Origin of the sequence: Kutzneria sp. CA-103260, assembly GCF_018263855.1 — a bacterium.
Taxonomy (GTDB): Bacteria; Actinomycetota; Actinomycetes; order Mycobacteriales; family Pseudonocardiaceae; genus Kutzneria.
This window is the reverse complement of sequence record NZ_CP073318.1, coordinates 3,070,974-3,096,473: the sequence shown is the minus strand read 5'-3', so window position 1 is coordinate 3,096,473 and position 25,500 is coordinate 3,070,974. Positions and strand designations below refer to the sequence as shown.

General features: G+C 70.6%; 31 protein-coding genes and 1 pseudogene. 8 read left to right on the top strand and 24 right to left on the bottom strand.

Translation table 11 applies throughout. The features are described 5' to 3' along the window. The first annotated feature begins 21 nt into the window (after positions 1-21). Positions 22-600 (top strand): hypothetical protein, encoded by a 579-nt coding sequence (locus JJ691_RS13430; RefSeq protein WP_211769103.1) that lies wholly within the window; start codon positions 22-24, stop codon positions 598-600. Here JJ691_RS13430 and JJ691_RS13425 read toward each other — a convergent pair. Next, complete coding sequence (locus JJ691_RS13425; RefSeq protein ID WP_211769102.1) at positions 597-1,550, bottom strand: hypothetical protein; 954 nt, start codon at positions 1,548-1,550, stop codon at positions 597-599. The genes JJ691_RS13430 and JJ691_RS13425 overlap by 4 nt on opposite strands. 14 nt (positions 1,551-1,564) lie before the next feature. After that, positions 1,565-2,161: a hypothetical protein gene (locus JJ691_RS13420; protein WP_211769101.1), complete on the bottom strand. Its 597-nt coding sequence runs from the start codon at positions 2,159-2,161 to the stop codon at positions 1,565-1,567. A 174-nt stretch (positions 2,162-2,335) separates the two neighbouring features. Between JJ691_RS13420 and JJ691_RS13415 the strand changes: the two genes are divergently transcribed. Next, on the top strand, positions 2,336-3,160 hold the full coding sequence (locus tag JJ691_RS13415) for an alpha/beta fold hydrolase (RefSeq protein WP_211769100.1): 825 nt from the start codon (positions 2,336-2,338) through the stop codon (positions 3,158-3,160). Here the strand turns inward: JJ691_RS13415 and hypB are convergent. From hypB to JJ691_RS13330, 17 genes and pseudogenes are all read right to left on the bottom strand, one after another. Next, a complete protein-coding gene (hypB, locus tag JJ691_RS13410) occupies positions 3,126-3,815 on the bottom strand; it encodes a hydrogenase nickel incorporation protein HypB (RefSeq protein ID WP_211769099.1) in 690 nt (229 codons plus the stop codon). The two genes, JJ691_RS13415 and hypB, sit on opposite strands and share 35 nt — an antisense overlap. Further along, a complete protein-coding gene (locus JJ691_RS13405) occupies positions 3,793-4,146 on the bottom strand; it encodes a hydrogenase maturation nickel metallochaperone HypA/HybF (protein WP_211769098.1) in 354 nt (117 codons plus the stop codon). Before JJ691_RS13405 ends, hypB begins: the two co-directional genes overlap by 23 nt. A 1-nt stretch (position 4,147) precedes the next feature. Next, a complete protein-coding gene (hypE, locus tag JJ691_RS13400) occupies positions 4,148-5,221 on the bottom strand; it encodes a hydrogenase expression/formation protein HypE (RefSeq protein WP_211769097.1) in 1,074 nt (357 codons plus the stop codon). Then, positions 5,218-6,345, bottom strand: a complete 1,128-nt coding sequence (hypD, locus tag JJ691_RS13395) for a hydrogenase formation protein HypD (RefSeq protein ID WP_211769096.1) — start codon at positions 6,343-6,345, stop codon at positions 5,218-5,220. The genes hypE and hypD overlap by 4 nt, the downstream gene beginning before the upstream one ends. A gap of 3 nt (positions 6,346-6,348) precedes the next feature. Continuing rightward, positions 6,349-6,624 carry a HypC/HybG/HupF family hydrogenase formation chaperone gene (locus tag JJ691_RS13390; RefSeq protein WP_211769095.1) on the bottom strand — a complete coding sequence of 92 codons (276 nt, stop codon included), beginning with the start codon at positions 6,622-6,624 and terminating at the stop codon, positions 6,349-6,351. Further along, complete coding sequence (locus JJ691_RS13385) at positions 6,602-7,069, bottom strand: hydrogenase maturation protease (RefSeq protein WP_211771450.1); 468 nt, start codon at positions 7,067-7,069, stop codon at positions 6,602-6,604. Before JJ691_RS13385 ends, JJ691_RS13390 begins: the two co-directional genes overlap by 23 nt. A gap of 79 nt (positions 7,070-7,148) precedes the next feature. Further along, positions 7,149-8,366, bottom strand: coding sequence for a hypothetical protein (locus JJ691_RS13380; protein WP_211769094.1), 1,218 nt, complete (start codon positions 8,364-8,366; stop codon positions 7,149-7,151). Continuing rightward, complete coding sequence (locus JJ691_RS13375; protein WP_211769093.1) at positions 8,363-9,010, bottom strand: DUF6084 family protein; 648 nt, start codon at positions 9,008-9,010, stop codon at positions 8,363-8,365. Before JJ691_RS13375 ends, JJ691_RS13380 begins: the two co-directional genes overlap by 4 nt. Beyond that, complete coding sequence (locus JJ691_RS13370) at positions 9,003-9,593, bottom strand: DUF5947 family protein (protein WP_211769092.1); 591 nt, start codon at positions 9,591-9,593, stop codon at positions 9,003-9,005. Before JJ691_RS13370 ends, JJ691_RS13375 begins: the two co-directional genes overlap by 8 nt. Continuing rightward, positions 9,590-10,420, bottom strand: coding sequence for a NifU family protein (locus JJ691_RS13365; RefSeq protein WP_211769091.1), 831 nt, complete (start codon positions 10,418-10,420; stop codon positions 9,590-9,592). The genes JJ691_RS13370 and JJ691_RS13365 overlap by 4 nt, the downstream gene beginning before the upstream one ends. Positions 10,421-10,424: 4 nt before the next feature. Next, positions 10,425-12,182, bottom strand: a complete 1,758-nt coding sequence (locus JJ691_RS13360) for a nickel-dependent hydrogenase large subunit (RefSeq protein ID WP_211769090.1) — start codon at positions 12,180-12,182, stop codon at positions 10,425-10,427. A 10-nt stretch (positions 12,183-12,192) separates the two neighbouring features. Next, a complete protein-coding gene (locus JJ691_RS13355) occupies positions 12,193-13,236 on the bottom strand; it encodes a hydrogenase expression protein HypE (protein WP_211769089.1) in 1,044 nt (347 codons plus the stop codon). Further along, positions 13,233-13,886 (bottom strand): D-sedoheptulose-7-phosphate isomerase, encoded by a 654-nt coding sequence (locus JJ691_RS13350; RefSeq protein ID WP_211769088.1) that lies wholly within the window; start codon positions 13,884-13,886, stop codon positions 13,233-13,235. Before JJ691_RS13350 ends, JJ691_RS13355 begins: the two co-directional genes overlap by 4 nt. Continuing rightward, positions 13,883-14,113: a HypC/HybG/HupF family hydrogenase formation chaperone gene (locus JJ691_RS13345; RefSeq protein WP_211769087.1), complete on the bottom strand. Its 231-nt coding sequence runs from the start codon at positions 14,111-14,113 to the stop codon at positions 13,883-13,885. The genes JJ691_RS13350 and JJ691_RS13345 overlap by 4 nt, the downstream gene beginning before the upstream one ends. Further along, complete coding sequence (locus JJ691_RS13340) at positions 14,113-14,715, bottom strand: D-sedoheptulose-7-phosphate isomerase (RefSeq protein WP_211769086.1); 603 nt, start codon at positions 14,713-14,715, stop codon at positions 14,113-14,115. Before JJ691_RS13340 ends, JJ691_RS13345 begins: the two co-directional genes overlap by 1 nt. 108 nt (positions 14,716-14,823) lie before the next feature. Continuing rightward, positions 14,824-16,197, bottom strand: a pseudogene (locus tag JJ691_RS13335) (MFS transporter); the annotation flags it as partial. A gap of 82 nt (positions 16,198-16,279) precedes the next feature. Beyond that, complete coding sequence (locus tag JJ691_RS13330; protein ID WP_211769084.1) at positions 16,280-17,062, bottom strand: glycerophosphodiester phosphodiesterase; 783 nt, start codon at positions 17,060-17,062, stop codon at positions 16,280-16,282. An 82-nt stretch (positions 17,063-17,144) separates the two neighbouring features. Here JJ691_RS13330 and JJ691_RS13325 point away from each other — a divergent pair, with 82 nt between their 5' ends. The 4 genes from JJ691_RS13325 (at position 17,145) to JJ691_RS13310 (ending at position 21,204) form a co-directional block, all read left to right on the top strand. Continuing rightward, complete coding sequence (locus tag JJ691_RS13325) at positions 17,145-17,495, top strand: hypothetical protein (protein ID WP_211769083.1); 351 nt, start codon at positions 17,145-17,147, stop codon at positions 17,493-17,495. A gap of 66 nt (positions 17,496-17,561) precedes the next feature. Beyond that, entirely contained in the window at positions 17,562-19,580 is a 2,019-nt protein-coding gene (locus JJ691_RS13320) for a putative bifunctional diguanylate cyclase/phosphodiesterase (protein WP_249227888.1), read from the top strand. Between the two features lie 48 nt (positions 19,581-19,628). Further along, positions 19,629-20,342 carry a VOC family protein gene (locus JJ691_RS13315; protein WP_211769081.1) on the top strand — a complete coding sequence of 238 codons (714 nt, stop codon included), beginning with the start codon at positions 19,629-19,631 and terminating at the stop codon, positions 20,340-20,342. 145 nt (positions 20,343-20,487) lie between these two features. After that, positions 20,488-21,204, top strand: a complete 717-nt coding sequence (locus JJ691_RS13310; RefSeq protein WP_249227887.1) for a class I SAM-dependent methyltransferase — start codon at positions 20,488-20,490, stop codon at positions 21,202-21,204. A gap of 24 nt (positions 21,205-21,228) precedes the next feature. On the opposite strand, the gene JJ691_RS13305 is transcribed toward JJ691_RS13310, so the two are convergent. After that, the gene (locus JJ691_RS13305) at positions 21,229-21,669 is read right to left on the bottom strand and encodes a hypothetical protein (protein ID WP_211769080.1); all 441 of its coding nucleotides are present in this window, start codon (positions 21,667-21,669) and stop codon (positions 21,229-21,231) included. Positions 21,670-21,739: 70 nt separating this feature from the next. Next, positions 21,740-22,195 carry a PPOX class F420-dependent oxidoreductase gene (locus tag JJ691_RS13300; RefSeq protein WP_211769079.1) on the bottom strand — a complete coding sequence of 152 codons (456 nt, stop codon included), beginning with the start codon at positions 22,193-22,195 and terminating at the stop codon, positions 21,740-21,742. Between the two features lie 60 nt (positions 22,196-22,255). On the opposite strand from JJ691_RS13300, the gene JJ691_RS13295 reads away from it, so the two are divergent. Then, complete coding sequence (locus tag JJ691_RS13295; RefSeq protein ID WP_211769078.1) at positions 22,256-22,621, top strand: GNAT family N-acetyltransferase; 366 nt, start codon at positions 22,256-22,258, stop codon at positions 22,619-22,621. Here JJ691_RS13295 and JJ691_RS13290 read toward each other — a convergent pair. Then, a complete protein-coding gene (locus tag JJ691_RS13290) occupies positions 22,614-23,234 on the bottom strand; it encodes a class I SAM-dependent methyltransferase (protein ID WP_442912725.1) in 621 nt (206 codons plus the stop codon). The genes JJ691_RS13295 and JJ691_RS13290 overlap by 8 nt on opposite strands. Before the next feature lie 30 nt (positions 23,235-23,264). Between JJ691_RS13290 and JJ691_RS13285 the strand changes: the two genes are divergently transcribed. Beyond that, positions 23,265-23,858: a TetR/AcrR family transcriptional regulator gene (locus JJ691_RS13285; protein WP_211769077.1), complete on the top strand. Its 594-nt coding sequence runs from the start codon at positions 23,265-23,267 to the stop codon at positions 23,856-23,858. A 58-nt stretch (positions 23,859-23,916) separates the two neighbouring features. Here the strand turns inward: JJ691_RS13285 and JJ691_RS13280 are convergent, their stop codons facing one another. Together JJ691_RS13280 and JJ691_RS13275 are read right to left on the bottom strand one after the other, a co-directional pair. After that, the gene (locus JJ691_RS13280) at positions 23,917-25,125 is read right to left on the bottom strand and encodes an RNA polymerase sigma factor (RefSeq protein ID WP_211769076.1); all 1,209 of its coding nucleotides are present in this window, start codon (positions 25,123-25,125) and stop codon (positions 23,917-23,919) included. Next, entirely contained in the window at positions 25,122-25,484 is a 363-nt protein-coding gene (locus tag JJ691_RS13275; RefSeq protein ID WP_211769075.1) for a YciI family protein, read from the bottom strand. The genes JJ691_RS13280 and JJ691_RS13275 overlap by 4 nt, the downstream gene beginning before the upstream one ends. Positions 25,485-25,500: the final 16 nt, after the last annotated feature.

The following is a 25,500-nucleotide window of genomic DNA, read 5'->3' as shown; positions in this document are numbered from 1 at the left end:
GCCGGATGCCACCCTGGGGCCGTGCGGTATCTGGGATACATCGCGCTCGGCCTGGGACTGCCGCTCGGGTTCGTGGCGTGCGTGCTGGCGCTGGGCTGGGACGTCTTCGACGGTCCCGGCGCACCGTGGAACTGGCTGCTGGGCGCGGTGATCATCGTCGCCGGCGGGCTGGTCTGCTTCTGGTTCTGGCTGTTCATGGTCGACCACGGCACCGACGATGGCGGCTCGCTGGTGTTCGGGGTGGCCGCCGCGGTGATCCTGGTCGCCGGCCTGATCGGCGTGAACCAGTGGCTGCTGGCCGAACGGGGCCGCGACGTGGCCTGCCGGGTCACCTCGATCACCGAGCGGTCCGACGACGACGGCAGTTGGTTCGAGTACGGCCTGCACTGCGACGGCGGCCAGCCCTCGATGATCACCAACCCCTCGCGCTACGACGACGTCGAGCAGGGGCAGCGGATCAGCATCCGCTACGACCCCGTCGGCAACGCGGTGCCAACGCTGACCCGGGACGTCGCCGACCCGCACACCGCCCTCACCATCGCCGCCTACGGCATCGGCGCCACTCTGCTGCTCGGCCTGTTCACGGCGCTGCAGGACTAGCGGCTGTTGGCTCGCGCCCGCCAGGCCAGGGCAAGGGCGGCCGCTCCCGCCGGCGTCATGGCTTCGCGGCGGACGAACCGGCCCACCGTCGCGGCGTCGAACGGCAGGCCCGAGCGGACGACACGGCCCTCGGCGTTGGCATCCACGGCGTCATCCAGCGAATCGACGACGGCCACGGTCAGGATACTGGCGGCCAGCGTCAACGGATCGAGGCCGATGCCCAGGACGTGCAGGGGCATCAAGCGGAACGGCTCGTAGAAGGAGGCGGGCGGGTCGACGAGCTCGGGAACGCCCCGGATCTCCTCGGCGTACTCGCGGGCGACCAGACGGCGGAGGTTGAGGTCGCCGAGGACGTCGCTGCCGGAGGGCTGGAACTCGCCAGTGGGCACGAGACCGTGGACGCCGCCGTTGGTGGCGACCTTCATGGGATCGCGCCACTGCACCAGGAACCGGCCGTCCCGGCTGATGACCAAGGTCTGCACGTCGGGGATGACCGACCGGGCCAGCAAATCGAACGGGTCGTTGATCTGGGAGCGAAGCGACGAGCCGCCGGCGCAGTACTCATGGGCCAGGGCCTCGGCGGAGTCGAGCTTGTCGAAGTAGCGGCCGGGACCGAAGGTGAGACGGCCATCGGCGACCGCCAACAGCCGGTAGCAGGGACGGTCCTCGAACAGCGCGGGCCGGTCCACGCCGCCGATGGCCGCGCTGTAGGAGGAGTGGCCCTCGGGCAGGAAATCCAGCGCCGGCGCGGGAACGCGCGGCGACAGCGACCACACCAGGCGGAGATCGTCGACCGGAACGGGCCGATCGGGCAGCCACAAGGCCAGGAACGGAGTCCCGGCCACGGACCACTCGGTGGGATACCACAGGGCGGCGCTGCGGGTGAGCGGCCCGCGGGACTGGTTGAGCCGACGGCGCACGGCGAGCCACTGATCTACCGGGACAGCCACGACAGGCCGCCTTTCTACAGGAGTTCGAGCTCGGCAGCGCGGCGCAGGTCCTTGGGACGGCCGACGGCGCGGCGCATTGACACCAGGTCCGCGCGCCGCAGGTAGTGCACCTCCAGACCGTCCACATCGGACACGGTCAGCGCCCGGGACAGGAACTCCCGCACATCGAGTGAACCCCACGGCAGCTCCGGCGTGCAGAGGTCGCCGCTGGCCGTTGCCGACTCGAACTGGACCTTGGGCAGCAGGAATGCCGATGGGGCCAGGGAAACCGGCTGGCGGTCGTCGTCGAGCAGGTGAGCGCCGACGGCGGTGAAGGCCTGGACCAGCGCGGACGACTGGCCGGGGTCGCCGTCCCAGAGCAGGTCGAGGTCCCCGGTCAGCTCTTGTGAGCCGTGCAGGATGCCGGCGACCTGCCCGATCGCCGCCACCCGGGCACCGGCCGTTTGCAGGGCCCGCAGCAGCGGGAACGGGTCGAAGCCGCGGGCGCTGTCGGTGTCGATGGTGCCGGCCTGGTCGTCCGCGTCGTCGTGGCTCAACCCGGTGGCCGGCCGGTCCCGGGTCAGCTCGCTGGTGCGGACCACGGCCTGCCGCAAGGACTCCAAAGGGCTCATCCGGGTATCGAACATCACCACCGGTCGCGGCCGCACGGGATTAAGCCGCCCGAACGGGCAGCGACCGGTTCTGGCCAAGCACTTTGGCCGCTGCGGCCCTGCCCGTGCTGCCGGACCGGCGCTAGCCTGCGGGCAAGGGGGACTCCTGAGCCGTAGACAACCGGAGGCCGGCGAATGGGCACCGTCACCACCAGCGATGGCACGGAGATCTTCTACAAGGACTGGGGGTCCGGCCAGCCGATCGTGTTCAGTCACGGGTGGCCGCTGTCGGCCGACGACTGGGACACCCAGATGCTGTTCTTCCTACAGCACGGCTTTCGCGTCATCGCCCACGACCGGCGCGGGCACGGCCGGTCCACGCAGACCGGCGACGGCCACGACATGGACCACTACGCGGACGACCTGGCCGCGGTGACCGAGCACCTCGACCTGCGCGACGCTGTGCACGTGGGGCACTCGACCGGTGGCGGCGAGGTGGTGCACTACATCGCCCGGCACGGGGAGAGCCGCGTCGCCAAGGCGGTGCTGATCAGCGCGGTCCCGCCGTTGATGGTGCAGACCGACGCGAATCCGGGAGGCCTGCCCAAGAGCGTGTTCGACGACCTGCAGGCTCAATTGGCGGCCAACCGGTCGGAGTTCTACCGGGCGCTGCCGGCCGGCCCGTTCTACGGCTTCAACCGGCCCGACCATGAGCCGTCGGAGGCGATCATCCAGAACTGGTGGCGCCAGGGCATGATGGGCGGCGCGAAAGCCCACTACGACGGCATCGTGGCCTTCTCCCAGACCGACTTCACCGAGGACCTGCGCAAGATCACCGTGCCGGTGCTGGTGATGCACGGCGAGGACGACCAGATCGTGCCCTACGCCGACTCCGCGCCGCTGTCGGCCAAGCTGCTCCAGAACGGCACGCTGAAGTCCTATCCCGGGTTCCCACACGGCATGCCGACGACCGAGGCCGAGACGATCAACGCCGACCTGCTGGAGTTCCTGCGGTCCTGAGCCACGCGTAGAAGTCGGGCAGTCCCTCCCCGGTGCGCGCCGAGACCGGCAGCACCGGGGCGTGCGGGTTGATCTGGCGCAGGCAGTGCAGGAAGCGGTCCACGGAGAAGTCCACGTACGGCAGCAGGTCCACCTTGTTGAGCAGCACGACGTCGCCGGTGCGCAGCAGGTGTGGGTACTTCAGCGGCTTGTCCTCGCCCTCGGTGACGGAGACGATCACGACCCGGGCGGTCTCGCCCAGGTCGAACAGGGCGGGGCAGACCAGGTTGCCGACGTTCTCGATGAACACCAGGGAGCCGGCGGGCGGGTCGAGCTCGGCCAGGGCGCTGCGCACCATGACGGCGTCGAGGTGGCAGCCGGCCCCGGTGTTGACCTGCACGGCCGGCACCCCGGCGGCCCGGATGCGGTCGGCGTCGAAGGTGGTCTCCTGGTCGCCCTCCACCACCGAGCACGGCACGTCGAGCTCACGCACGGTCCGCTCCAGCAGGGTGGTCTTGCCGGAGCCGGGGGAGCTCATCAGGTTGTAGGCCCGCACGTCCACCGAGGCCAGCCACTCCCGGTTGTGCGCGGCCAGGTGGTCGTTGCGGGACAGCAGCCGTTCCTCCAGGTCGATGACCACGCCGCCGCCGGACTCACACCCGCACGTCCCGCACATCGGGTTCCACCTCCACGGCTTTGATCAGCAGTTCCATCCCGGCCAGGATCTCGACGTCGCTGGAACCGCACGGGCACAACAGGATCGGGTCGTCGCACCGGAACTCCACCGAGCAGTCCCGGCAGCGCGCCCTGCCGCCGGGCTCCAGCACCTCCAGCCGTGCGCCCTCCAGTGGCGTGCCGGCCACGACCAGGTCGAAGCAGAACCGCACCGAGTCGACCACCACCCCGGCCAGCTTCCCGATCTCCAGCCTCACCATCACCACCCGGCGCTCGCCGAGCCGGTCGGTGATCGTCTCCACGATGCCCTGGGTCAGCGACAGCTCATGCATGTCAACAGATCCGCGGCAACGGGTCGCCGACCAGCATGTCCACGATCCGGGTCCCGCCGAACGCGGTGTTGAGCAACACCATGCCGGGCTGATCGGCGCCGACCCGCCCGATGATCGCCGCCTCAGCGCCCAACGGATGCTTGCGCAGCGCCGCCAACGCCGCGGCGGCCTGATCACCGGCGACGGCCGCGACGAACCGGCCCTCGCAGGCCACGTACAGCGGATCGATGCCCAACAGCTCGCTGGCGCCCCGGACCTCGGCCCGCACCGGGATGGCGTCCTCGTCGACGACCACCGACACCTGTGCGTCGGCGGCGATCTCGTTGAGGATCGTCGCCACCCCGCCCCGCGTGGCGTCCCGCATCGCGTGCACGCCTGACGTGGCCGCCAGCAGCTCCGAGATCAGCCCGTTCAGCGGCGCGGTGTCCGAGACCAGGTCGGCCTCGATGTCCAGCTCCCCGCGGGCCAGCATGATCGTCACGCCGTGCTCACCGATCGGCCCGGAAACCACGATCGCATCTCCGGGCTGAACCGCGGAAACGCCGAACTCCGAAGCGCCTTCCACGACCCCGATCCCGGCGGTGTTGACGTAACAACCGTCGGCCTTGCCGCGCTCCACCACCTTGGTGTCGCCGGTGACGATCACGACCCCGGCCCGGTCGGCCGCGGCCCGCATGGAGGCGGCGATCCGGGTCAGGTCGGCGACCGGGAACCCCTCCTCCAGGATGAACCCGCAGGTCAGGTACAGCGGCGTCGCTCCGGACACGGCCAGGTCGTTCACGGTCCCGTTCACCGCCAGATCCCCGATGTCCCCGCCCGGGAAGAACAGCGGCGACACCACGTAGGAGTCCGTGGTCAACGCCAGCCTGGCGTCCCCGACGCGCAGCCGTGCCGCGTCCTCCAGGGGCGCCAGCAGCGGATTGCCGAACGCCTCCAGGAACACCGCCTCGATCAGCGTGTGGCTGGCCTTGCCGCCGGAGCCGTGCGAGAGGGTGATCCGCTCTTCCCGGATCTTGGCCGGCCGCCGCCGCTGCCGCTCGATCCGGTCCAGCACCTGCTGCTCCCGGTCGATCATCCGATCGACACCTCCTGGACTCGTTTGCGGCTGAAGCGGCCGAAGTTGTAGTAGGCGGCGCAGGCGCCCTCGGGGGAGACCATGCAGGTGCCGATGGGGGTCTCGGGCGTGCAGGCGGTGCCGAAGACCTTGCACTCCCACGGTTTCAGCACGCCCTTGAGGACCTCGCCGCACTGGCAGGCCTTGGGGTCGGCCACCCGCACACCGGGCACCGAGAAGCGGGTCTCGGCGTCGAAGGAGGCGTACTCGTCCCGGATGCGCAGCGCGGAGTGGGAGATGAAGCCCAGGCCCCGCCACTCGAAGTAGGGCCGCAGCTGCATGGTCTGGTTGATCACCCGCAGCGCCACCGGGTTGCCGTCCCACGGCACGACCCGCGAGTACTGGTTCTCCACCACCGCGCGGTCCTCGTGCAGCTGGAGCATCAGCATGTAGATGGACTGGAGGATGTCCAGCGGCTCGAACCCGGACACCACAACGGGTTTGCCGTACACCGAGGCGATGAACTCATACGGCCGGCAGCCGATTACGGTGGACACGTGACCGGGCCCGATGAAGCCGTCCAGCCGCAGGTCGGGGGAGTCCAGGATGGCCTTGATCGCCGGCACGATCGTGACGTGGTTGGCGAACACCGAGAAGTTCTCCAGCCCCTCGGCGGCCGCCCGGAGCAGGGTCATGGCCGTGGACGGGGCGGTGGTCTCGAAGCCGATGGCCATGAACACCACCTGCCGGTCCGGGTGCTGCCGGGCCAGCTTCAACGAGTCCAGCGGCGAGTAGACCATGCGGATGCTGGTGCCCTCGGCGTTGGAGTCGAAGAAGTTCCCGCCGGAGCCGGGCACCCGCATCATGTCCCCGAACGAGGTCATCAGCACGTCCGGCTGGCGGGCGATGTGGATGGCGTCGTCGACCCGGCCCATCGGGATCACGCACACCGGACAGCCCGGCCCGTGGACCAGCTGCACCTGCTCGGGCAGGTAGTCCTCCAGGCCGTGCTTGTAGATGGTGTGGGTGTGCCCGCCGCAGACCTCCATGAACTTGTAGCGCCGCCCCGGCTCACACAGCCCGGCGATCTTGGATGCCAGCGCGCGGGCCTTGTCGGCGTCGCGGAACTCGTCGACGAAACGCACGGCTCACTCCTCGATCCGGGACGCGGCCAGCGCGGCCATCTCGTCCTCGTAGGCCTTGCCGATCGACTCCAGGAACTCCAGCGCCGCCCGGGCCTCGTCCTCGTCGATCTTGGACAGGGCGAAGCCGACGTGGATGAGCACCCAGTCGCCGGGCGCCAGCTCCTCGCCCTCCAGCAGGCCGATGTTGATGGCCCGCTTCACCCCGGACACGTCGACCCGGGCGAGGTCGGGCCGGTCGGCCAGGATCTCGATCACCTCACCGGGAATGCCCAGGCACATCGCACACCTCCACGAGTTCGATCACCTTGCGCACGGCCGTGTCCACCGCCGCCGCGACCGGCGGGGACAGTCCGATGTGGTCGGTCACGCTGGCCGGCTCGCAGCCCACCAGCAGCACCCGCCCGGCCGAGCCGCCCAGCATCGCCAGCAGCTGCATCACCAGTTCCGGCTGCATGCCGTGGGCGTCGATGGCGCCGGTGGGCTCGCTGACCGGGTCGAGTTCGACGACGTACACGGTGCCGGGGGCCCCGCCGCGGGAGGTGGCGTCGACCAGGATGGTGGTGTCGTAGCCCGCCAACAGGTCGAACGCCAGGTGCATGCCGGACACGCCGTAGTCGCGGACGTGGACCGACGTCGGCAGGTCCACAGTGGACAGTCGGTGGGCGACCTCGACGCCGAAGCCGTCGTCGCCGAGGAAGATGTTGCCGACACCCGCGACCAGCACGCTCACCGAGCCACCTCGCTGACGCTCGGCGGCTCGCTGAGCCGGCTCGCTGTGTTGAATGGTTCGCTCGCAAGCTCGCTCACAGCGGCTCCACCTCCTCGGCCGAGAAGTAGCGGAACCGCCCGTAGTCGGGGTCGAGGTCGTCGTCCACGGCGACGGCCAGGTGCAGGTCGCCGTCGATGTCGTGCAGCACGGCCTGCACGGTCGCCGACCGCCCGGCCAGGAACATGTCCTGCGCGTCAGCACGCCGGATCCCCGGCTTCAGCCGCACCCGCGAGCCCTTGGCCACCCGCACGCCGGCCACGACCACGCTCGGTTCGACCGGCGTCACCGAGCGGGCCGGCGTCAGAGAGCGAATCGCGCCGTGCAGGCGGTCCAGCAGCTCCGGCGGCATGGCGTCCACCCGGTCCACGATCGCCGCCGCCCGGGGATCGGTGGCGCGGACTTCCCGCTTCTCCTCGTCGGTCAACGCCATGGTGCGCAGGGTGAGGATCTCGTCGATCTCCAGCCCGTCGAACAGCTCCCCGGCGCTCTCGGGGGCGATCGACGGGTAGTCGTAGAGGATGATCGGCGAGGACAGCGCCGTGGCGGCGTCCCCGACCAGCACCGGCCACGTCCGCTCGCACCGGCACTCCCGCACGGCCGGCTTGGCCCACTCCGGCGGATCCACCATGGACACGAACCGCCCCGGGGACACCGACATCACGGTGTGCGCGGCGATCAACGCATGCCGCAGAGCTTCGTCCCGGCTGGAGCCCGCCCACCCGGAGACATTCGCCACGGTGACGGAAAGCCGGGATGCCCCATAGGGCCCGGGCAAGGCGTCGGCCCGCAGCTCGATGGAGCCGGACAGCGGCCACCGCCGGCGCACAACGCAGACCTCCGTCGATACCTGCTCACGCTCGACACCGCCGTCGACCGTGAACGGCACGGTGTTGTCGCCAGCCAGCAGGTCGGCGAACCGCAGCACGGCGTCGACCTCCTGCTGCACGGCCTCGTCCCAACTGGTCCACTCCGTGCCGTCCACGACCGCCGACGGCGTCTCGACGCCGTTCACGAGGACCGTGCGGGCCTGGACCTGCAAGAACCGGACCCGCAGGTGCAGCACCGTGTGCAGAGACGGCTCCACCAGCAGCTGGGTGACACAGGAGCTGTTCTCCTCGGGGAACCCCGGAGGCATGAGCACCCCGAACTGCCAGCGCAGCTGATTCTTGGTCGCGGACGCCCGGTACGGATAGAGCAGATAGCCCTCGTACAGCACGGCGTCGGCCACTTGCCGCGCCTGCTCGACGCTCACGGCGAGTACTCCTTCAACAAGGCCCGGATGGCCTCGTCCCAGGTGGGGATGGCGTGCGCGGACTTGTAGCGCAGCATCGCGTCCACGGTGTCCCGGTCCAGCCGGATCCACGCCTCGTGCGGGAAGTAGGCGTCCATCAGCTCCCGCCACACCGACACCGGCATCCGGTACGACGCCTGCTGGTGCCACGGGATCGGGTGCACCCAGAAGCCCCGAGGTTGATCAGGACTGTCTCCCTTGGCAAACACCGTCCCGGAGAACAGCAGCACCATCGGCACCGCGCCCTCGTCCAGGGCGTGGAAGTACTTGCCGGCCGCCACCTCCAGGTCATAGGTGCACGGCACCTCCAGGTCCACCTCGGTGGCGCCGGTGAAGCTGGGGACCATCAGCGAAGCGGTGGTGAACTGCATCGGCTTGAGCGTCTCGCCCCACCGGGCCCGCTCCCCGAACAGGTAGGTCAGCAGCTCCGCCTCATGCTCGGCGTAGTGCCGCAGCTGCGGCTCGATACGGATCTGCACCCGCAACGCGATGGCGTGCACCGCGGCCGCGGTGACCTCGGCGATGCGCAGCCGGAACACCAGCGCGGGCCCGACCCCGTAGCGCAGGGGCCGCACGTCCAGGCAGTCGAAGGCCAGCTCAGCCATGGGCCCGCAGCTCCGTGAAGAACCGGTCGATCGCCTGCCACGCCTCGGTGCCGCCGTCGAAGCCCTTCCAGTGCAGCCGCACCAGGCCCACCAGCCGGTAGCAGGCGTCGATCGGCACGAGGAACCCCTCGCACTGGTCGTCGGACAGGTTCAGCAGCAGCGCCTCCACATCCGGCGCGAGATCGGTCACCGCCGGGTTGTCGGCCAGCAGCTGCGTCCACGACTCCAGGGCCAGCAGGCACTCGGTCGCCCCGGCCGGACTGGGATAGAACGCCACCGGCGCGCCGAGCTCGGAGTTGGTGAACACGAACGCCATCCGCACCGGAATCCCGGCCGACTCCCACCACGCGCGGCCGCCGACCAGGTCCGGCACGTGGACGTGGCGGGAGGGGATGGCCCGGTGCTTGCCCGCGCCGTCGTGGGTGAACAGCAGGTAGCAGGGCCGGCAGGCGCACAGGATGGCCCGCGACTCCACGTTGACCACGTGCGAGTGCTCGGACTCGATGGGCCGCGCGCACATCTCGCACCGTTCCCGCCGGTCCACGGGACGTCGCTGGGCGAACCGCCGCAAGCCTGAAGTCATGCCGGCACCGCCACCCGGATCATGCCGTCCTCGGTCAGCAGGGGCAGCGGATCCAGGTGCCCGTTCCCGTCCACGGCCCGGCCGGCCAGCACCACGTCGTAGCCCGCGCCGCACGACGGGCAGGACAGGATCCGCCCGTCGAAATGCCCGCCGGACAACGGTTCCCGGCACCGGAAGCACTGGTCCCGATACGCGTACAGCGTCCCCTCGGCGTTGCACACCACCGTCGCCGCGCCCTGCGCCCGCGCCGAGGAGACGGTGCCCGGGGCGACCATGTCGGCCTCGCCCAGCTCCACCCACGACGCCTTCTCCGCCGTCGCCAGCGGCAGCAGCGGCCGCCCGCCCGGTCCGGTCGCCTCCGGCACCACCCCCGCCACGTCGATGCGCACGATCTCCGGGGCGGCGTGCTCGATGGCCTGCTCGATCGCCAGCTTCACCGTCACCATCGACGACGGGCATCCGTTGCAGCTGCCGCCCAGCGCCAGCCGCAGCACCCCGTCGTCGGTGATCTCCACCAGGCTGACGTCCCCGGAGTGCGACCCCAGGTAGGGCCGCACCGCGTCCAGGGCGTGCTGCACCCGCTGCTGGAGGCTGTGCGGGTGCAGGTCGTGCACCACCAGCACACTCGACACCAGCCCGTCGGCGGCCAGCCGCTCCAGCACCGGCTCCGGCGCCAACTCCACGACCCGTTCCAGCGCGGCCCCGTAGAACTCCACGACCGTGCGGACCAGCTCCTCGGCGCGGGCGGCCAGGGTCGGGTCGGCGACCGCCTCGAACTCGGCCAGCAGCCGCTCGACCCGGTCGCCCACCTCACCTGCGGATGCCACCGCCTCACGCCCCGAGGAACGCGTGCGGGGTGTGCACGGTGTCGATCACCCGGCCGGTCGACAGGTTCATGTGGACCCCGCACGGCAGGCACGGGTCGAAGCTGCGCACCGCCCGCATGATGTCGATGCCCTTGAAGTTCTCCTGGCTGTTCTCCTCGAAGATCGGCGTGTTCTGCACGGCGTCCTCGTACGGGCCGGCCGTGCCGAACGAGTCCCGCACGCTGCCGTTCCACGGCGTCGGCGGGTACGGGTGGTAGTTGGCGATCTTCCCGCCGCGGACCACCATGTGGTGCGACAGCACACCCCGCACGGCCTCGGTGAAGCCGCAGCTGATGGCCTCGTCGGGCACGGTGAACTTCTCCCACGTCTTGGTGTGGCCGCCGCGGATCTCGGCCAGCGCCTGCTCCACGAAGTGCAGGGCCAGACCGGCGGCGTAGGCCTGGAAGTAGGTGCGGGCCCGGTTGCGCTCCAGGGCGTTGCTCCACCGGGGAATCGTCCACTCGAAGCTGGCCTCGGGCTTGGTCGCGGTGCGCGGCAGGTCGATCCGCACCGAGTGCCCGGTGGCGTTCACGTACGGCGTGTGCACCAGGTTGGCCAGCGCCGTGGTCCACAGCCGGGCGATGGGGCCGCCGCCGGTGTCCAGGGCGAGGTGGTCGGTGCCGTCGAACCAGCGCGGCGACATCGTCCACGAGTACTTGTCGTCGAAGTCCCGTTTGGCCGGCCGGGGAATGGTGTGCTGGTTCCAGGGGTGGCGGCGGTCCACCGGGTTGCCCAGCGGGTCCTGCGTCACGAACATCTCCTGGTCCTCCCAGTCCTCGTAGAACGAGGAGCCCAGCAGGATCCGGATGCCCAGGTTGATGTCGACCAGGTTGGTGGTCACCAGCTTGCCGTCCACCACCACCCCGGGCGTGACGAACATCTTGCGGCCCCAGTCGGCCATGTTCCGGTAGGAGAAGTCGCAGAACGCCGGGTCGTTGAGCGAGCCCCAGCAGCCCAGCAGCACCCGGCGGCGGCCGACCTCCTCGTAGCCGGGCAGCGCCTCGTAGAAGAAGTCGAACAGGTCGTCGTGCATGGGCACGACTCGCTTCATGAACTCCACGTACCGCATCAGCCGGGTCAGGTAGTCGGTGAACAGCTGCACCGTCGCCACCGTGCCGACCCCGCCCGGGTACAGCGTGGACGGGTGCACGTGCCGGCCCTCCATCAGGCAGAACATCTCCCGCGTGGACCGGGACACCTGCAGCGCCTCGCGGTAGAACTCGCCCTCCAGCGGGTTGAGCGAGCGCATGATGTCGCCGATGGTGCGGTAGCCGTGCTCGCCGGCGTGCGGGGCCTCGGTGCGGTCGGCCTGCTCCAGCACGCCCGGGTTGGTCTCGCGGACCATGCGCTCGCAGTAGTCCACGCCGACCAGGTTCTCCTGGAAGATGTTGTGGTCGAACATGTACTCGGCGGCCTCGCCCAGGTTGATGATCCACTCGCCCAGGTGCGGCGGCCGCACGCCGTAGGCCATGTTCTGGGTGTAGACCGAGCAGGTGGCGTGGTTGTCGCCGCAGATCCCGCAGATCCGGCTGGTGATGAAGTGCGCGTCGCGGGGGTCCTTGCCCTTCATGAAGATGCTGTAGCCGCGGAACACCGAGGACGTGGAGTGGCACTCGACGACGCGTTTGGCCGCCCAGTCGATCTTCGTGTAGATGCCCAGGCTGCCCACGATCCGGGTGATCGGGTCCCACGACATCTCGACGAGGTTGTCAGAGGTTGTCATCGGGGTCTCCCTAGCGCCAGGACGAGGTGTAGCCGGTGTGCAGCTCCTTGCCTTTCGCGCGCCACTTGGGCTCGCGGTCGGCCTTGCGCAGCGTGATGCCGCGCAGCCGGCGGATCACCGACCCGTAGGCGCCGCTGGCCGCGGCCGACACCCGCGCGCCGGGCGGCTCGTCCATGAACGGCATGAACTGGTCCGGGAATCCGGGCATGGTGCAGCCGATGCAGATGCCGCCCACGTTGGGGCAGCCGCCGATGCCGTTGATCCAGCCCCGCTTGGGCACGTTGCACTTGACCACCGGCCCCCAGCAGCCGATCTTGACCAGGCACTTGGGGTCGCCGTACTCGGCGGCGAACTGGCCCTGCTCGTAGTAGCCGGCCCGGTCGCAGCCCTCGTGCACGGTGTTGCCGAACAGCCACTGCGGCCGCAGCTGCTCGTCGAGCGGGATCATCGGGGCCTGCCCGGCCGCCAGGTACAGCAGGTACAGGATCGTCTCGGACAGGTTGTCCGGGTGGATGGGGCAGCCCGGCACGCACACGATCGGGATGCCGGCCTTGGACTTCCAGTCCCAGCCCAGGTAGTCCGGCACCCCCATCGCCCCGGTCGGGTTGCCGGCCATGGCGTGGATCCCGCCGTAGGCGGCGCACGTGCCGACCGCCAGCACCGCCAACGCCTTGGGGGCCAACCGGTCCAGCCACTCGCTGGTGGTCATCGGCTGCCCGGTCTCGGGGTTGTTGCCGAACCCGCACCAGTAGCCCTCGGACTTGATCGACTCGTTGGGGATGGAGCCCTCGACGACGAGCACGAACGGCTCCAGCTCGCCGGCGTCGGCTCGGTGGAACCAGTCGATGAAGTTGTCCGCGCCCTGCACCGGACCGCACTCGAAGTCGATCAGCGGCCAGTGCACGGCGATCTTCGGCAGCCCAGGTAGGGCGCCGAGCACGATCTCCTCGATGGACGGCTGGGTCGCCGCGGTCAGCGCGACAGAGTCCCCGTCGCAGCTCAGGCCGGCGTTGATCCAGAGGATGTGGATGGGCTGCTCTTCGGTGGTGCTCATGTGTTGTCACCCCTGAGCCGGTCGAGAACGAGTTCCCACAGCACGTGGTAGACGGTGGTCTGCGCCTCCTGCACCCGGTGCACGGAGGCCGAGGGCACGGTGAACAGGTGGTCGACCGAGTCCAGCTCGGCCATCCGCCCGCCGTCGTAGCCGGCCACGCCCACGGTGAGCAGCCCGCGCCGGGCCGCCTCGTCGAACGCGGCCAGCAGATTGGCCGAGTTGCCGCTGGTGGACAGCCCCACCGCGATGTCGCCGGGCCGGGACAGCGCGGCCAGCTGCCGGGCGAACACCACGTCGAAGCCGATGTCGTTGGTCAGCGCGGTGACCACGGCGATGTCGTTGGTCAGGCACAGCGCCGGCAGCGGCCGATGCCCGCCGCCGGGGGACAGGAACAGCCCAGCGACCTCCTGGGCGTCGGTGGAGGAGCCGCCGTTGCCGAACGACAGCAGCCGCCCGCCCGCGGCGAACCGCTCGGCCATCTGCGCCGCGCAGCGGTCCAGCCGCTCGCCCTGCTCGGCGAGCACCCGCTGCCGCAGCTCGGTGATCTCCCGGGCCTTGGCCACCGTCGAGGCGCTGACCTGCGCCAGCACCGCGGCCACGTCGACCTGGTCGGCGTAGAGGAACGGGTAGAGCGATTCGACGCCGGTCATGGCTGGTCCTCGATCACGGCGATGGCCTCGCCGGCGTGGGCCAGCACGCTCGTGCCGACCACGGCGTCGACCAGGGCGACGCTGATCTCCTCGCGCCCGGCGCCGGTGTCCACGACCGCCAGCCCGTCGGGCAGCAGCTTCACCACGGTGACCACCACCGCGGTGTCGCCACAGGTGATGCACCCGTTAGCGGCGCAGGGGGGATCCTCACCCGATCCGGTGATCATCAGAGCACCGTCGGATCGAGGACCCCGGGTTGTTCGAAGAACACGTGCACCAGCTCCCACAGCACGTGGTACGCGGTGACGTGCACCTCTTTGACCACACGCGGGTCATCGGAGCGGGCGACCAGCACGTGGTCGGCCGCCCGCTGCTCCGCGACCTGGCCGCCGTCCCCGCCGACCAGTGCCACCGTCAACATGCCCAGCGCGCGCGCCTCGGCCAGGCCGCTCAGGACGTTGGGACAGTGGCCGTCGACCGACAGCGCCAGCGCGACGTCGGCGGGTTCGGCCAGGAACCGGATCTGGTGGGCGAAGGCCTGGTCCAGGCCGACGCCGGTGAGCGTGGCCACGTCCGAGGCCAGCGACACCGCCGGCAGGGCCCGCTTGCCGACGATCACCGGGTGCACGAACTCCACGGCCACGTGCTGGGCGTCGGTCGCGGACCCGCCGTTGCCGAACACCACCAGCTTGCCGCCGCGGTGGAAGCGCACGGCCATGGCGTGGCAGGCCCGGGCCACGTCCTCGGCCTGCGCGGCCAGGTCGTCGACGGGGGCGGTGCGGCGGTCGAACAGCGCACGGGGCGTGACGCTGCCGGGTGCCCGCGCCATCGGGGGTCACTTCCCTCGCGGTGAGAGATAGAGCGGACAGAACTGTCTCAGCCTAGAACTGTCACAGACATCACACAACAAGAGAATTGATTTTGAACGTTCAATATGTTATCGCTCACGGCGGAGGGTGGCGGGCAGCTCGTTGCCGGCCGCGGTGATCGCCTTGCGCACGTTGACCAGCAGCAGCAGGATCAGCCCGAGCACGAAGAAGGCGATCAGCGAGAAGATCGCCGACCGGTAGCTGCCGGTGTTCTGCAGCACCAGCCCGAACACCAGTGGCCCCAGCGCCGAGGTGCCGGAGCTGGAGATCTCGAACAGGCTGAAGTACTCCGCCTCCTTGCCGGTCGGGATCATGCTGGCGAACATCGACCGGGACAACGCCTGGCTGCCACCCAGCACCAGCGAGATCCCGACGGCCAGCAGGTAGAACTGCACCGGCTGCCCGGCCTGCAGGAAGTACGCCAGCGTGATCAGCACCGACCACACCACCAGCGACCACACCACGACCCGCTTGGCGCCCCACCGCTCGGACAGCCTGCCCAGCAGCAGCACCCCGCCGAACGAGGCGAACTGCACCAGCAGGATCGCCGAGAGCAGGATGTTGTCCGTGAGCCCCAGCTCGTTCTGCCCGTAGTCGGCGGCCAGCGTCGTGGTGGTCGCGATGCCGTCGTAGTAGACGAGGTAGGCCAGCAGGAACAGCAACGTCCACGGGTACAGCCGCAGATGCCTGAGCGTGTCGCCCAGCTCCTTGAAGCCCGCCGTGAACGCCGAGCCGGCCTTCGGCGCGTGGGCGTCGGCCGACATCGGCATCTTCCGCAGGATCACCGCCGGCACGATCATGAACGCCGCCCACCACACACCCGCGCTGCACAGCGACAGCCGGGCCAGCACCGAGCTGTCCGCGATGAAGAACGAGGCGACGAAGTTCAGCGCCAGCAGCACGCCGCCGCCCAGATAGCCGGCGGCCCAGCCGACCGAGGACACCGCGTCCCGCTCGTCCGAACCAGCCAGGTCCGGCAGCAGTGAGTTGTAGACCACCCGCGCGCACTTGTACGTCAGGAACGCCACCATGAACAGCACCGAGCCCAGCACCCAGTCGGTGATGCCCACGAACACCATCGCCGCACAGGCCAGCGCGCCCAGGTAGGCGAACGCGAACAGCATCTGCCGCTTGCGCCCGGTCCGGTCGGCGAACGCCCCGACGATCGGCATCAGCACGATCAGCAGCACCGAGCCCAGCGACACCGTGTAGGTGAACAGCGAGCCCGGCGCGATCGGGATGCCCAGGATGTGCAGCCGGCCGCTCTCACCGACCGCCTTGCCCGCCACGAACGGCAGGTAGCGGCTCATGAACACGGCCAGCACCGTGGTCTCGAACACCTGTGCCGACCAGCCGTAGCTGTACCAACCGAACCGGAGCCGCTTGATCGCCGGGTCGCCGGCGGCCTGGGTGGGGGCCTGTGTCATCGCTGCCTTCCGGCGTCGCTCGTCGGGTGTGGCCGGACAGTACTTGTGATCATGGCGACACGGCGACGCGGGTTGTCAACTTGTGACGTGCCCCCAGCTAGACGGCCCATTCACCGCGCGACTTCAACACGTCCCGCAACACGTCCGGACGGTCGGTGACGATGCCGTCCACGCCGATGTCGAGCAGCTGCCGCATCTCGGGCTCCTCGTCGACGGTCCACACGTGCACCTCCAGCCCCCGCTGGTGCGCGGCCGCCACGAACCGGTGATCCACCACCCGCAGCGGCCCCTGCTGCTCGGGCACCTGCGCCATCTGGCCCCGCACGAACCGGGCCGTGCCCAGCCACGGCCACCGCCCCGACGCCCACAGCGCCGCCACCGTCCCCGGACCCATCGACGTCACCAGCTTCGGCCCCGCCGCCTTCCGCAGCCGGGCCAGCCGCGCGTCGGAGAACGACGCCAGACACACCCGGTCCCACGCGTTGCACCGCTCCAGCACCCGCAGCACCGGACCAGCGGCGTTGTCGGCCTTCACGTCTACGTTGAGCAGCGCCGTCGGCAGTTCCTCCAGCACCGCCTCCAGCGTCGGAATCGGCTCCCGCCCGCCCACGTTGGCCTGGCCCACCTCCGACCACGGCAGCTTGGCGATCACCCCCTGCCGGTCGGTGGTCCGGTCCAGCACGTCGTCGTGCTGCACCACGACCACCCCATCCGTGGTGGCCTGCACGTCCGTCTCGATGTACCGGTAGCCCTCCTCGACCGCCCGCCGGAACGCGCTCATCGAGTTCTCCATGCCGGCCAGCTCGCCGACGTGCCAGCCCCGGTGCGCCAGCGCGCGCGGATGCGGGCCGTCGGCCAGGTAGGGATGTCCACTTCGCACAGGGCCCAGTCTGTCAGCCCAGTCCGCCGTAGCGGCGTGGCGCTTTCGATGACCATCAGATGTACGGATAACCTCCGCGGCCATGGAGGTCACCACCAGCACCCGGCGACGGGAGGCGGCCCGGCACTGCGCCTGGTGCGGCCAACGGCTGCCTGCGGACGGCCAGTACGGCCGACGCCGCCAGTACTGCGCGCAGACCTGCCGGCAACGCGCCTACGAGCGGCGCAGCGCCGTGCAGCGCGGCGGCCTGCCCGAGGACGCCGTGGTGCTGTCCAGCACCGAGCTGGCCAACCTCCAGGACCGGCTGTTCCAGCTGCGCTGCGCCGCCGAGGACATCGCGACCGCGGCCGCCGACGGCGCGCAACCGGACGAACTGCACTCGATGGCGCGGGCACTGCTGGGCACCGCCACCGGGTTGGAACGCCTTCGGTGACCGGCACGGGCTTGCCCAGTGGCCGGTAAACCGACAACTATGGCGCCGGGTGGCAAGGAGGAGCTGGTGGCGGACCACGGCGCCGTGCACAACCACGTCCTGCGCTGGGCGGACGTCGGATTCGGGGTCACGGACCTGCACGGCAAACTGAGCTGGGCGAACCCGGCGCTGGGCACGCTCATCGGCGTGCCCGCCGACCAGGCGCTGGGGCGGTCGCTGCCGGCCCTGGTGCCGGGCGCGCCGGAGAGCCCGCAACCCGGGCTGGTGGTGCAGGCCGCCGGCCCGGTCGACGGCGAGCACCGGTGGCTGGAGATCAGCTGCACCCCGCTGCCCGGCGGCGAGCGGCTGCTCTACCGGATCATGGACATCACCTCGTGGCGCGACCGCGAGCTGGAGGCCACCCAACAGGCCAACGCCCTGCGCCGGGCCCAGGTGCTGGGCCGCATGGGCAACTGGGAGTGGGACATCACCACCGACCGCGTGCTGTGGTCGGACGCCCTGCTGGAGATGTTCGGCCTCGAACCCGGCACCGAACTCGACTACGCCGGCTACATGGCCCGCGTGCACCCCGACGACCGGGAGATGATCGAGACCGCGCTGGCCGTGGCCCGGGCCACCGGCGACCGGTTCACCTACTCCCACCGCATGTTCGTCGGCAACGACACCCAGCGCTACTTCGAGTGCTTCGGCGAGGTCATCTGCGACGAGGACGGCACCCCCGTCCGCATGATGGGCACCTGCCACGACGTCACCCAGGACCGCCGCCTGCAGGACGAGCTGCGCCAGCTCGCCGAGGAGGACCCCCTCACCGGCCTGCCCAACCGCCGCGCGCTGACCCGTGAGCTGGAACGGCACCTGGCCACCGGCGGCACCGGCTCCCTGCTGCTGCTCGACCTGGACAACTTCAAGGACGTCAACGACCTGCGCGGGCACGCCGTCGGCGACCGCCTGATGCGCACCATGGCCGCGGCCCTGCGCGAACGCCTCGACCCCGGCCAGCTGCTCGGCCGGCTCGGCGGCGACGAGTTCGCTGTCGTGCTGCCCGGCTGCGAGGAACAGGACGCCGCCGAGGTCGCCGGCCGGCTGCGCGACGCCGTTGCCGGCCTGCCCCTGGTCGCCGGCGGGGCCACCACCCGCATGACCGTCAGCACCGGTGTCGCCGGCTTCACCTCCGGCGAGGGCTGGGAGGCCGTGCTGGCCAACGCCGACCTCGCGCTGTACGCGTCCAAGGCGGCCGGCCGCAACCGGGTCACCGTCTACGACCCCGGCCACTACGCCGACACCGCCAAGCGCGTGTCCGTGCAGGACCGGCTGCGCAAGGCGCTGGAACACGGCGACCTGGCCCTGCACGCCATGCCCATCGTCGCCCTATCCTCGGGCCGTACCCTCGGCTACGAGCTGCTGTTGCGCCTGGAGGACGGCCAGCTCCCGCTGCTGGGCCCGGCCGACTTCCTGCCCGCGGCCGAACGCAGCGACCTGGTGCTGGAGATCGACCGCTGGGTGTTCGGCAAGGCCATCGACACGCTGGTCGCCCACCCCGACCCCAACCTCCGCTTCGACGTCAACGTCTCCGGGCGAACCCTGGAGGACGAGGACTTCGCCGACTTCGTGCTGGACCGCCTCGCCTCCTCCGGCGTCGCGCCCGGCCGGCTCGGCTTCGAGATCACCGAGACCGCGGCCGTCACCAACCTCGACGCCGCCCGCAGCCTCGCCCACCAGGTCCGCGCCACCGGCTGCCGCATCGCCCTGGACGACTTCGGCGCCGGCTTCGGCTCCTTCGTGCACCTCAAGCACCTGCCCATCACCGGCCTCAAGATCGACGGCGAGTTCGTCCGCGGCATCGACTCCGGCACCCGCGACGCGGTGCTGGTCTCCGGCATCCTGGAGATCGCCCGCGGCTTCGACCTCTCGGTGGTCGCCGAATGGGTGGAACGCCCGGCCCAGGTCGAGATGCTGTCCAAGCTCGGCGTCTCGGTCGGCCAGGGTTTCCACCTCGGCAAGCCGAAACCCCTGGGCAGCGTGCTGAAGCGGCCGGATGGGGCATTGTCCGACCAACTGCCCACGGCAGAGGATGGTCGTTCCTAGACCTCCATCCGGTTCGCCGCCACGCACCCGAGAGAGGGTCCACGCCCCGTGTCCGAGGACGTCCCCGTCAAGGGGCTGCGCCGCGTGGAGCTGCGCAGCAACGATCCGGCCGGGTCGGCCGAGTACTACCGCCGGCTGTTCGGCTGGATCGTCATGCCCGCCGACGACGGCACCCTGCGCTGCTGGGTCGGCGACCGGCTGGCCGCCCTGATCCGGCGGCCGGCGGACTGGGAGACCCCCGGCTGGCACCTCGTGCTCGGCGGCCGCCCCACCGCGCTGCTGGCCGACCCGGCCGGCGTCACCGCCACCCTCGACCCCGGCCGCGTCCGCCACGGCCCGTGGGCCCCGCCGCCCCGGCACGGCGAACCGTGCTGGGTGGAGCTGATGACCGCCGACACCACCGACGACTACTGGGCCCAGCACCTCGGCTGGACCCTGCGGGCCCCGGGGGAGGGCTCCGACATCAAACCGTTCGCCCTGTTCGACGCCCCCGACGACGGCTCCGCCGCCCGCTCCGTCGCCAGCCGGCTGCTCGTCGACGAGGCCACCGCCACCGACGTCGGCGCCACCTGGATGTGCTACCTCGCCGCCACCGACATCAAGCTCGTCACCGACACCGCGGTCGAGGGCGGCGGCACCGTGCTCATCGACCCCCGCGAGGTCCCCACCGGCGTCATCGCCGCCGTCGCCGACCCCTTCGGCGCCGTCTGCACCCTGCTGGAGGACCCCATCGGGTGGGGCGGCGCCTGGGCCGCCGTGTAGCACTCAAGGTATGATTCGTCCGAACTTGAACGTCCACACAGACAAGGTCGATGCCATGGGCACCCCCGGACCCACCGGGCGTGCGCCAGAGCCTGCCCGGTGACTTCTGCGAACCGTTTCTTCGCACTCACCAGGAGTTCTCACCTTGCCGTGGTACACGGATTTCTTCACCGACCTCGCCAACGCCTTCTGGCGCGGGGCCGTCACACCTGAGCAGACCACCGCCGAGATCGACTTCGTCCTCGACGTCGCCGACCTGGCCCCCGGCGCCCGGGTGCTGGACGTGCCGTGCGGCAGCGGCCGACACAGCCTCGACCTGGCCCGGCGCGGCTACCGCGTCACCGGCCTCGACATCTCCACCGAGGCCCTCGGCCACGCCCGCGACGCCAGGTCCGACGTCACCTGGATCGGGGCCGACATCCAGGACCTGGCTTCGCTGGGCCTGACCGCCGACCTGGCGATCTGCCTGGGCAACAGCTTCGGCTACCTCGACCACACCGCCAACCAGCGGTTCCTGGCCGACCTCGCCGGGGCCGCACCCACGCTCGTCGTCGACTACGGCTGCTCGGCCGAGGCGATCCTGCCCAACCTGCCGGGAGAGCTGCGCATGACCGCCGGCGGCGTCGACATGATCGCCGACAACACCTACGACGTGGCCGAGGCCCGCCTGCTGACCGCCTTCACCTTCACCCAGGGGGAGCGCACCCAGCAGGCGACCGCCGTCCAGCACGTCTACACCGCCGCCGAGCTCACCCGCATGCTCATCGCCGCCGGCTACCGGCACGTCGACCGCTACGCCGACACCGACCGGGGCGACTTCCGCCTCGGCAGCCACCGCCTGCTGGCGGTCGCCCGCCGCTAGCCCGACCCCGGGGCGGGTGCCCCCTCACCGGGCGCCCGCCCCCACCGGCTTTCGCTCGAACCACCACGCGCACACGCCCGTCACCGGAATGAGCAGCAGCCACAACGCGAACGCCGCCACCGACACCAACGCCAGGCCGCCGACAGTCTGGCTCGACACCGACCGCAGCCCCAACAACACCACCACCGGCGGCCACTCCGGGTTCGCGCCATCCGGCACGTTCGCCGTCATCACCAGGCTCTCCAACGCCAACAGCCCCGCCTGCACGACGAAGCAGACCGACGTCCACCGCCCCAACCGCTCCCGCCCCAGCAAGCACAGCGCCATCACCACCGGCACCAACTGCGCCAGCTGCTGGACACCGACGATCAGGAGCATGACGTCCCAGCCGTCGACCACCCAGCGCAGCCACCAGAACGCCGCCACCGCGGCGACCGACACTCCCACCGCCCAGATCGGGCGCATCGCCACCACCCCTCCCCGTGTCACCGTCAAGGATCGACAGGACAGGGGAGGGGAGACAGCGCAGAACTACCTAGGCCAGCCGCGCCGGGAAACCGCCGGTGGACACCGGGCCCCACCGGGTCGGCTCCACCCGGATCAGGCACTTGCCCTGCTTCGCCATCGCCGCCCGGTACTCGTCCCAGTCCGGGTGCTCGCCGGAGATGCCCCGGAAGTACTCCACCAGCGGCTCCAGCGCCTCCGGCAGGTCCAGCACCTCGGCCCGCCCCTCCACGTGCACGTACGGGCCGTCCCACTCGTCCGACAGCACGCAGAACGACACCCGGGGGTCCCGCCGCGCGTTGCGGACCTTGGCCCGCTCCGGATAGGTCGACACCACGATCCGGCCCTGCCCGTCCACCCCGCACGTCACCGGCGAGGACTGCGGGCTGCCGTCGGCCCGCGTGGTGATGATGATCGCCCGGTGCCGCGTGCGCAGGAACTCCGTGAGCGCGGCGCGGTCCACCGCCTGGTTGGTCGCAACAGCCATGATCTAGACCCTAAGCCGTGGCGGGGCAATACCGCTCGACACCGCCGCCACGATGGAAGCGTGAACCGAAGCCTGTACCGCCGCGAACCCGGCCCCGTACCGGCACGGCGGGTGGACGACGGGGCGGTGGAGATCGCTGACTGGCGACGGCGGGCGATGGCCCACGCGAGCGTCGTCGCAGTCGGGGCCGACGACCGGCCGGTCGCCGCCTCGCTGGTCGCCCTCGGGCGCAACGGGTCGACCATGATCGCCTACGTGATCACCGATCCGGCCTGGAAGGGCCGCGGACTCGGCGCCGCAGTCGTCGCCGCCTCGCTGGAGGCGCTGCCCGGCACGGCCGTGTTCGCCGGCGTCACCGACGGCAACACACCCTCGGAGCGGCTGCTGGCCTCGCTCAGCTTCGTCCGCACCGGCCCGGTCACCTAGGCCGCCACACCGACGTCGCCAACACGGTCACACCCTCCAACGACCGCGGCACCGGCACGTCGTAGCGGGCGAGCAGGTCGAACTGGTCCTTGGGCAGGTACGGCCGGCTCGGATCGCCGACCAGCACCAACGAGCCATTGGCGGCGGCCCGGTGCAGGAAGGGCAGCATCGCGGCGGCCATGTCCTGGTCGTAGAACACATCCCCGGCCAACACCACCTCGGCATCGACCGTGGTCGCCAGGACGTCGGCCACCAGCGGGGTCAGCACGATGTCGTTGGCGGCGGCGTTGATCCCGGCGGCCACCAACGCCAACTCGTCCACATCGCACGCCGTCACCGCCGACGCCCCGGCCAGCGCGGCGGCGATCGCCACCAGCCCCGACCCACACGCCAGGTCGAACACCCGCTTCCCAGCAACCGACGCGGGATTGTCCAGCACATACCGGGCCACACCCTGCCCACCGGCCCACGGGAAAGCCCAGAACGGCGGCTCCGACCCGCCGGTCAGCTCCCACAGCGGCGTCACGTCCTCGGCCATCCGCAGCGTGATCTCCGGCACGAACCGGGTCGCCCGGGCTGTCGTGTGCTCCCGCACGAACGCCTCCAACGGCACCTCCTAGCTCACTCGTGCTAAATATTGCTCATGCCTGCAAACGCCGCGAAGGGGAGGACCTTCACCGAGAGCGCCCGCCGCGCCCAGATCGTCGCCGCGGCCATCGCCGTGATCGCCGAGCACGGCTACGCCGCCGCCTCCTTCACCCGCATCGCCAAGCAGGCCGGCCTGTCCAGCACGGGCATGATCTCCTACCACTTCGCAAACAAGGACGACCTCATCCGCGAAGTGCTCACCGAGGCCACCACCGTCGCGTACAACTACATCAGCCCACGCATGGAGGCGGTCACCGGCTACGCCGCCAAGCTCCGGGTCCGCCTCGAATCCAACATGGAACTCGTCCGCGCGCACCCCGACCACGTCAAGACCATCATCGAGATCGCCCGCAACGCCCCCACCAGGCCCCAGTTCGTCGACGAACGCGTCACCCTGTTCGCCAACCACCTGCGCGAGGGCCAGGCGGCGGGGGAGTTCGGCCCGTTCCACGTCGAAGCCATGGCCGTCACCATCATCGGTGGCATCGACGCCATGGTCACCGGCCTCGTGCACAACCCCGACATCGACGCCACCCTGGCCGGCCGCGAGTTCGCCGACACCTTCGACCGCGCCACCCGCCCGTCATAGCCCGTCGAGCGCCACGGTCAGCTTCTCCAACGCGTCCGCGACCCGGGCGAAGATCCTGTCAAGAGAGGCGGTCGGCCCTCGCCAGCAGATAACGCTGCTCCGGCATGCTCAACGTCAACCGCGCCGCCGCCAGATACGACTCCCGCGCCCCGACCGCATCCCCGTCCATCTCCAGCAGATGCGCCCGCACCGCCGCCACCCGGTGATGCTCCGACACCCGCTCGTCACCCTCCAGCTCGGCCAACATCGCCAACCCCGCCCGCGGCCCGCGCACCATCGCCACCGCCACCGCGTGGTTCAACGTCACCATCGGATTCGGCGCCATCCGCGCCAACAACCCGTACAGGCCGACGATCTCCGCCCAGTCCGTCTCCTCCGACGACGGCGCCTCCGCATGCACCGCCGCGATCGCCGCCTGCAACTGGAACGGCCCCAACCGGGAAGTGGACAAGGCCTCGCTGACCAGCTTCACACCCTCGGCGATCGCCGCCGCATCCCACGACGACCGATCCTGCTCGGCCAACGGCACCAACGACCCGTCCGGCCGCGACCGCGCCGCCCGCCGCGACTCCGTCAGCAACATCAACGACAACAGACCCGCCACCTCGCCGTCATCGGGCAGCAGCGTGCGCACGGCCCGCGTCAGCCGGATCGCCTCACCGGTCAGCTCACCCTGCAACAACTGGTCCCCGGCGGTGGCCGTGTAGCCCTCGTTGAAGATCAGGTACAGCACGTGCAGCACTGCCCGCAGCCGCTCGTCCCGCTCACCCTCCGGCGGCATCGAGAACTGCGCCCCAGCCTTCTTGATCTTCTGCTTGGCCCGCGAGATCCGCTGGGCCATCGTCGCCTCCGGCACCAGGAACGCCCGCGCCACCTGAGCCGTGGTCAACCCGCCCACCGCCCGCACCGTCAACGCCACCTGCGACGCCGCCGTCAACTCCGGATGGCAGCACAGGAACAACAACGTCAACGTGTCGTCCTTCGCCGGCACCTCCGCGTCTTCGACCTCGGTGGCGAACACCGCCTCCTCACGCCGCCGCCGCGCGCTCTCACTGCGCCACACGTCCGCCAGCCGCCGCGATCCCACCGTCAACAGCCAGCCACGGGGGTTGTCCGGCACACCCTCCGCCGGCCACTGCTGCGACGCCGCCAGCAACGCCTCCTGCACGGCGTCCTCACACGCGTCGAACTGCCCGTGCCGCCGCGTCAACGCGGCCAGGACCTGCGGCGCCAACTCGCGCAGCAGGCCCTCGACCTCACCACTCACACATCCACCCCCGACGAGAACATGACCGGCCACACCTCCGTCGCGCTGTACCGGGCGTCCGGAATCATCCCCGCCAACTCCACCGCCCGCTCGCGCGACTCACAGTCCATCAGGTAATACCCCGCCAGATACTCCTTCGCCTCCAGAAAAGGGCCGTCGGTCACCACCGGCTCCCCGTCCCGCACCCGCACCACCGCGGTCGTCGACGGCGAGCCCAGCGCGTGGGTGTTCAACAGCTCCCCGGTCTCCCGGGTGATCCGCTGGAACTCGTCGTGCCCGGCCATCACCGCGTCCCGCTCCGCCGCCGACAGCCCGGCCCACGTCTCGTCGTTCATGTAGATCATCAGCAGGTACTTCACTCGCTCCTCCTCGTGT

Coding starts and splice junctions, on each gene's coding strand:
- JJ691_RS13420 (WP_211769101.1), bottom strand. CDS start 2,161: ATGAGCCCTTTGGAGTCCTTGCGGCAGGCCGTGGTCCGCACCAGCGAG.
- JJ691_RS13415 (WP_211769100.1), top strand. CDS start 2,336: ATGGGCACCGTCACCACCAGCGATGGCACGGAGATCTTCTACAAGGAC.
- hypB (WP_211769099.1), bottom strand. CDS start 3,815: ATGTGCGGGACGTGCGGGTGTGAGTCCGGCGGCGGCGTGGTCATCGAC.
- JJ691_RS13405 (WP_211769098.1), bottom strand. CDS start 4,146: ATGCATGAGCTGTCGCTGACCCAGGGCATCGTGGAGACGATCACCGAC.
- hypE (WP_211769097.1), bottom strand. CDS start 5,221: ATGATCGACCGGGAGCAGCAGGTGCTGGACCGGATCGAGCGGCAGCGG.
- JJ691_RS13390 (WP_211769095.1), bottom strand. CDS start 6,624: ATGTGCCTGGGCATTCCCGGTGAGGTGATCGAGATCCTGGCCGACCGG.
- JJ691_RS13375 (WP_211769093.1), bottom strand. CDS start 9,010: ATGGCTGAGCTGGCCTTCGACTGCCTGGACGTGCGGCCCCTGCGCTAC.
- JJ691_RS13370 (WP_211769092.1), bottom strand. CDS start 9,593: ATGACTTCAGGCTTGCGGCGGTTCGCCCAGCGACGTCCCGTGGACCGG.
- JJ691_RS13360 (WP_211769090.1), bottom strand. CDS start 12,182: ATGACAACCTCTGACAACCTCGTCGAGATGTCGTGGGACCCGATCACC.
- JJ691_RS13355 (WP_211769089.1), bottom strand. CDS start 13,236: ATGAGCACCACCGAAGAGCAGCCCATCCACATCCTCTGGATCAACGCC.
- JJ691_RS13350 (WP_211769088.1), bottom strand. CDS start 13,886: ATGACCGGCGTCGAATCGCTCTACCCGTTCCTCTACGCCGACCAGGTC.
- JJ691_RS13345 (WP_211769087.1), bottom strand. CDS start 14,113: ATGATCACCGGATCGGGTGAGGATCCCCCCTGCGCCGCTAACGGGTGC.
- JJ691_RS13340 (WP_211769086.1), bottom strand. CDS start 14,715: ATGGCGCGGGCACCCGGCAGCGTCACGCCCCGTGCGCTGTTCGACCGC.
- JJ691_RS13325 (WP_211769083.1), top strand. CDS start 17,145: ATGGAGGTCACCACCAGCACCCGGCGACGGGAGGCGGCCCGGCACTGC.
- JJ691_RS13305 (WP_211769080.1), bottom strand. CDS start 21,669: ATGCGCCCGATCTGGGCGGTGGGAGTGTCGGTCGCCGCGGTGGCGGCG.
- JJ691_RS13300 (WP_211769079.1), bottom strand. CDS start 22,195: ATGGCTGTTGCGACCAACCAGGCGGTGGACCGCGCCGCGCTCACGGAG.
- JJ691_RS13285 (WP_211769077.1), top strand. CDS start 23,265: ATGCCTGCAAACGCCGCGAAGGGGAGGACCTTCACCGAGAGCGCCCGC.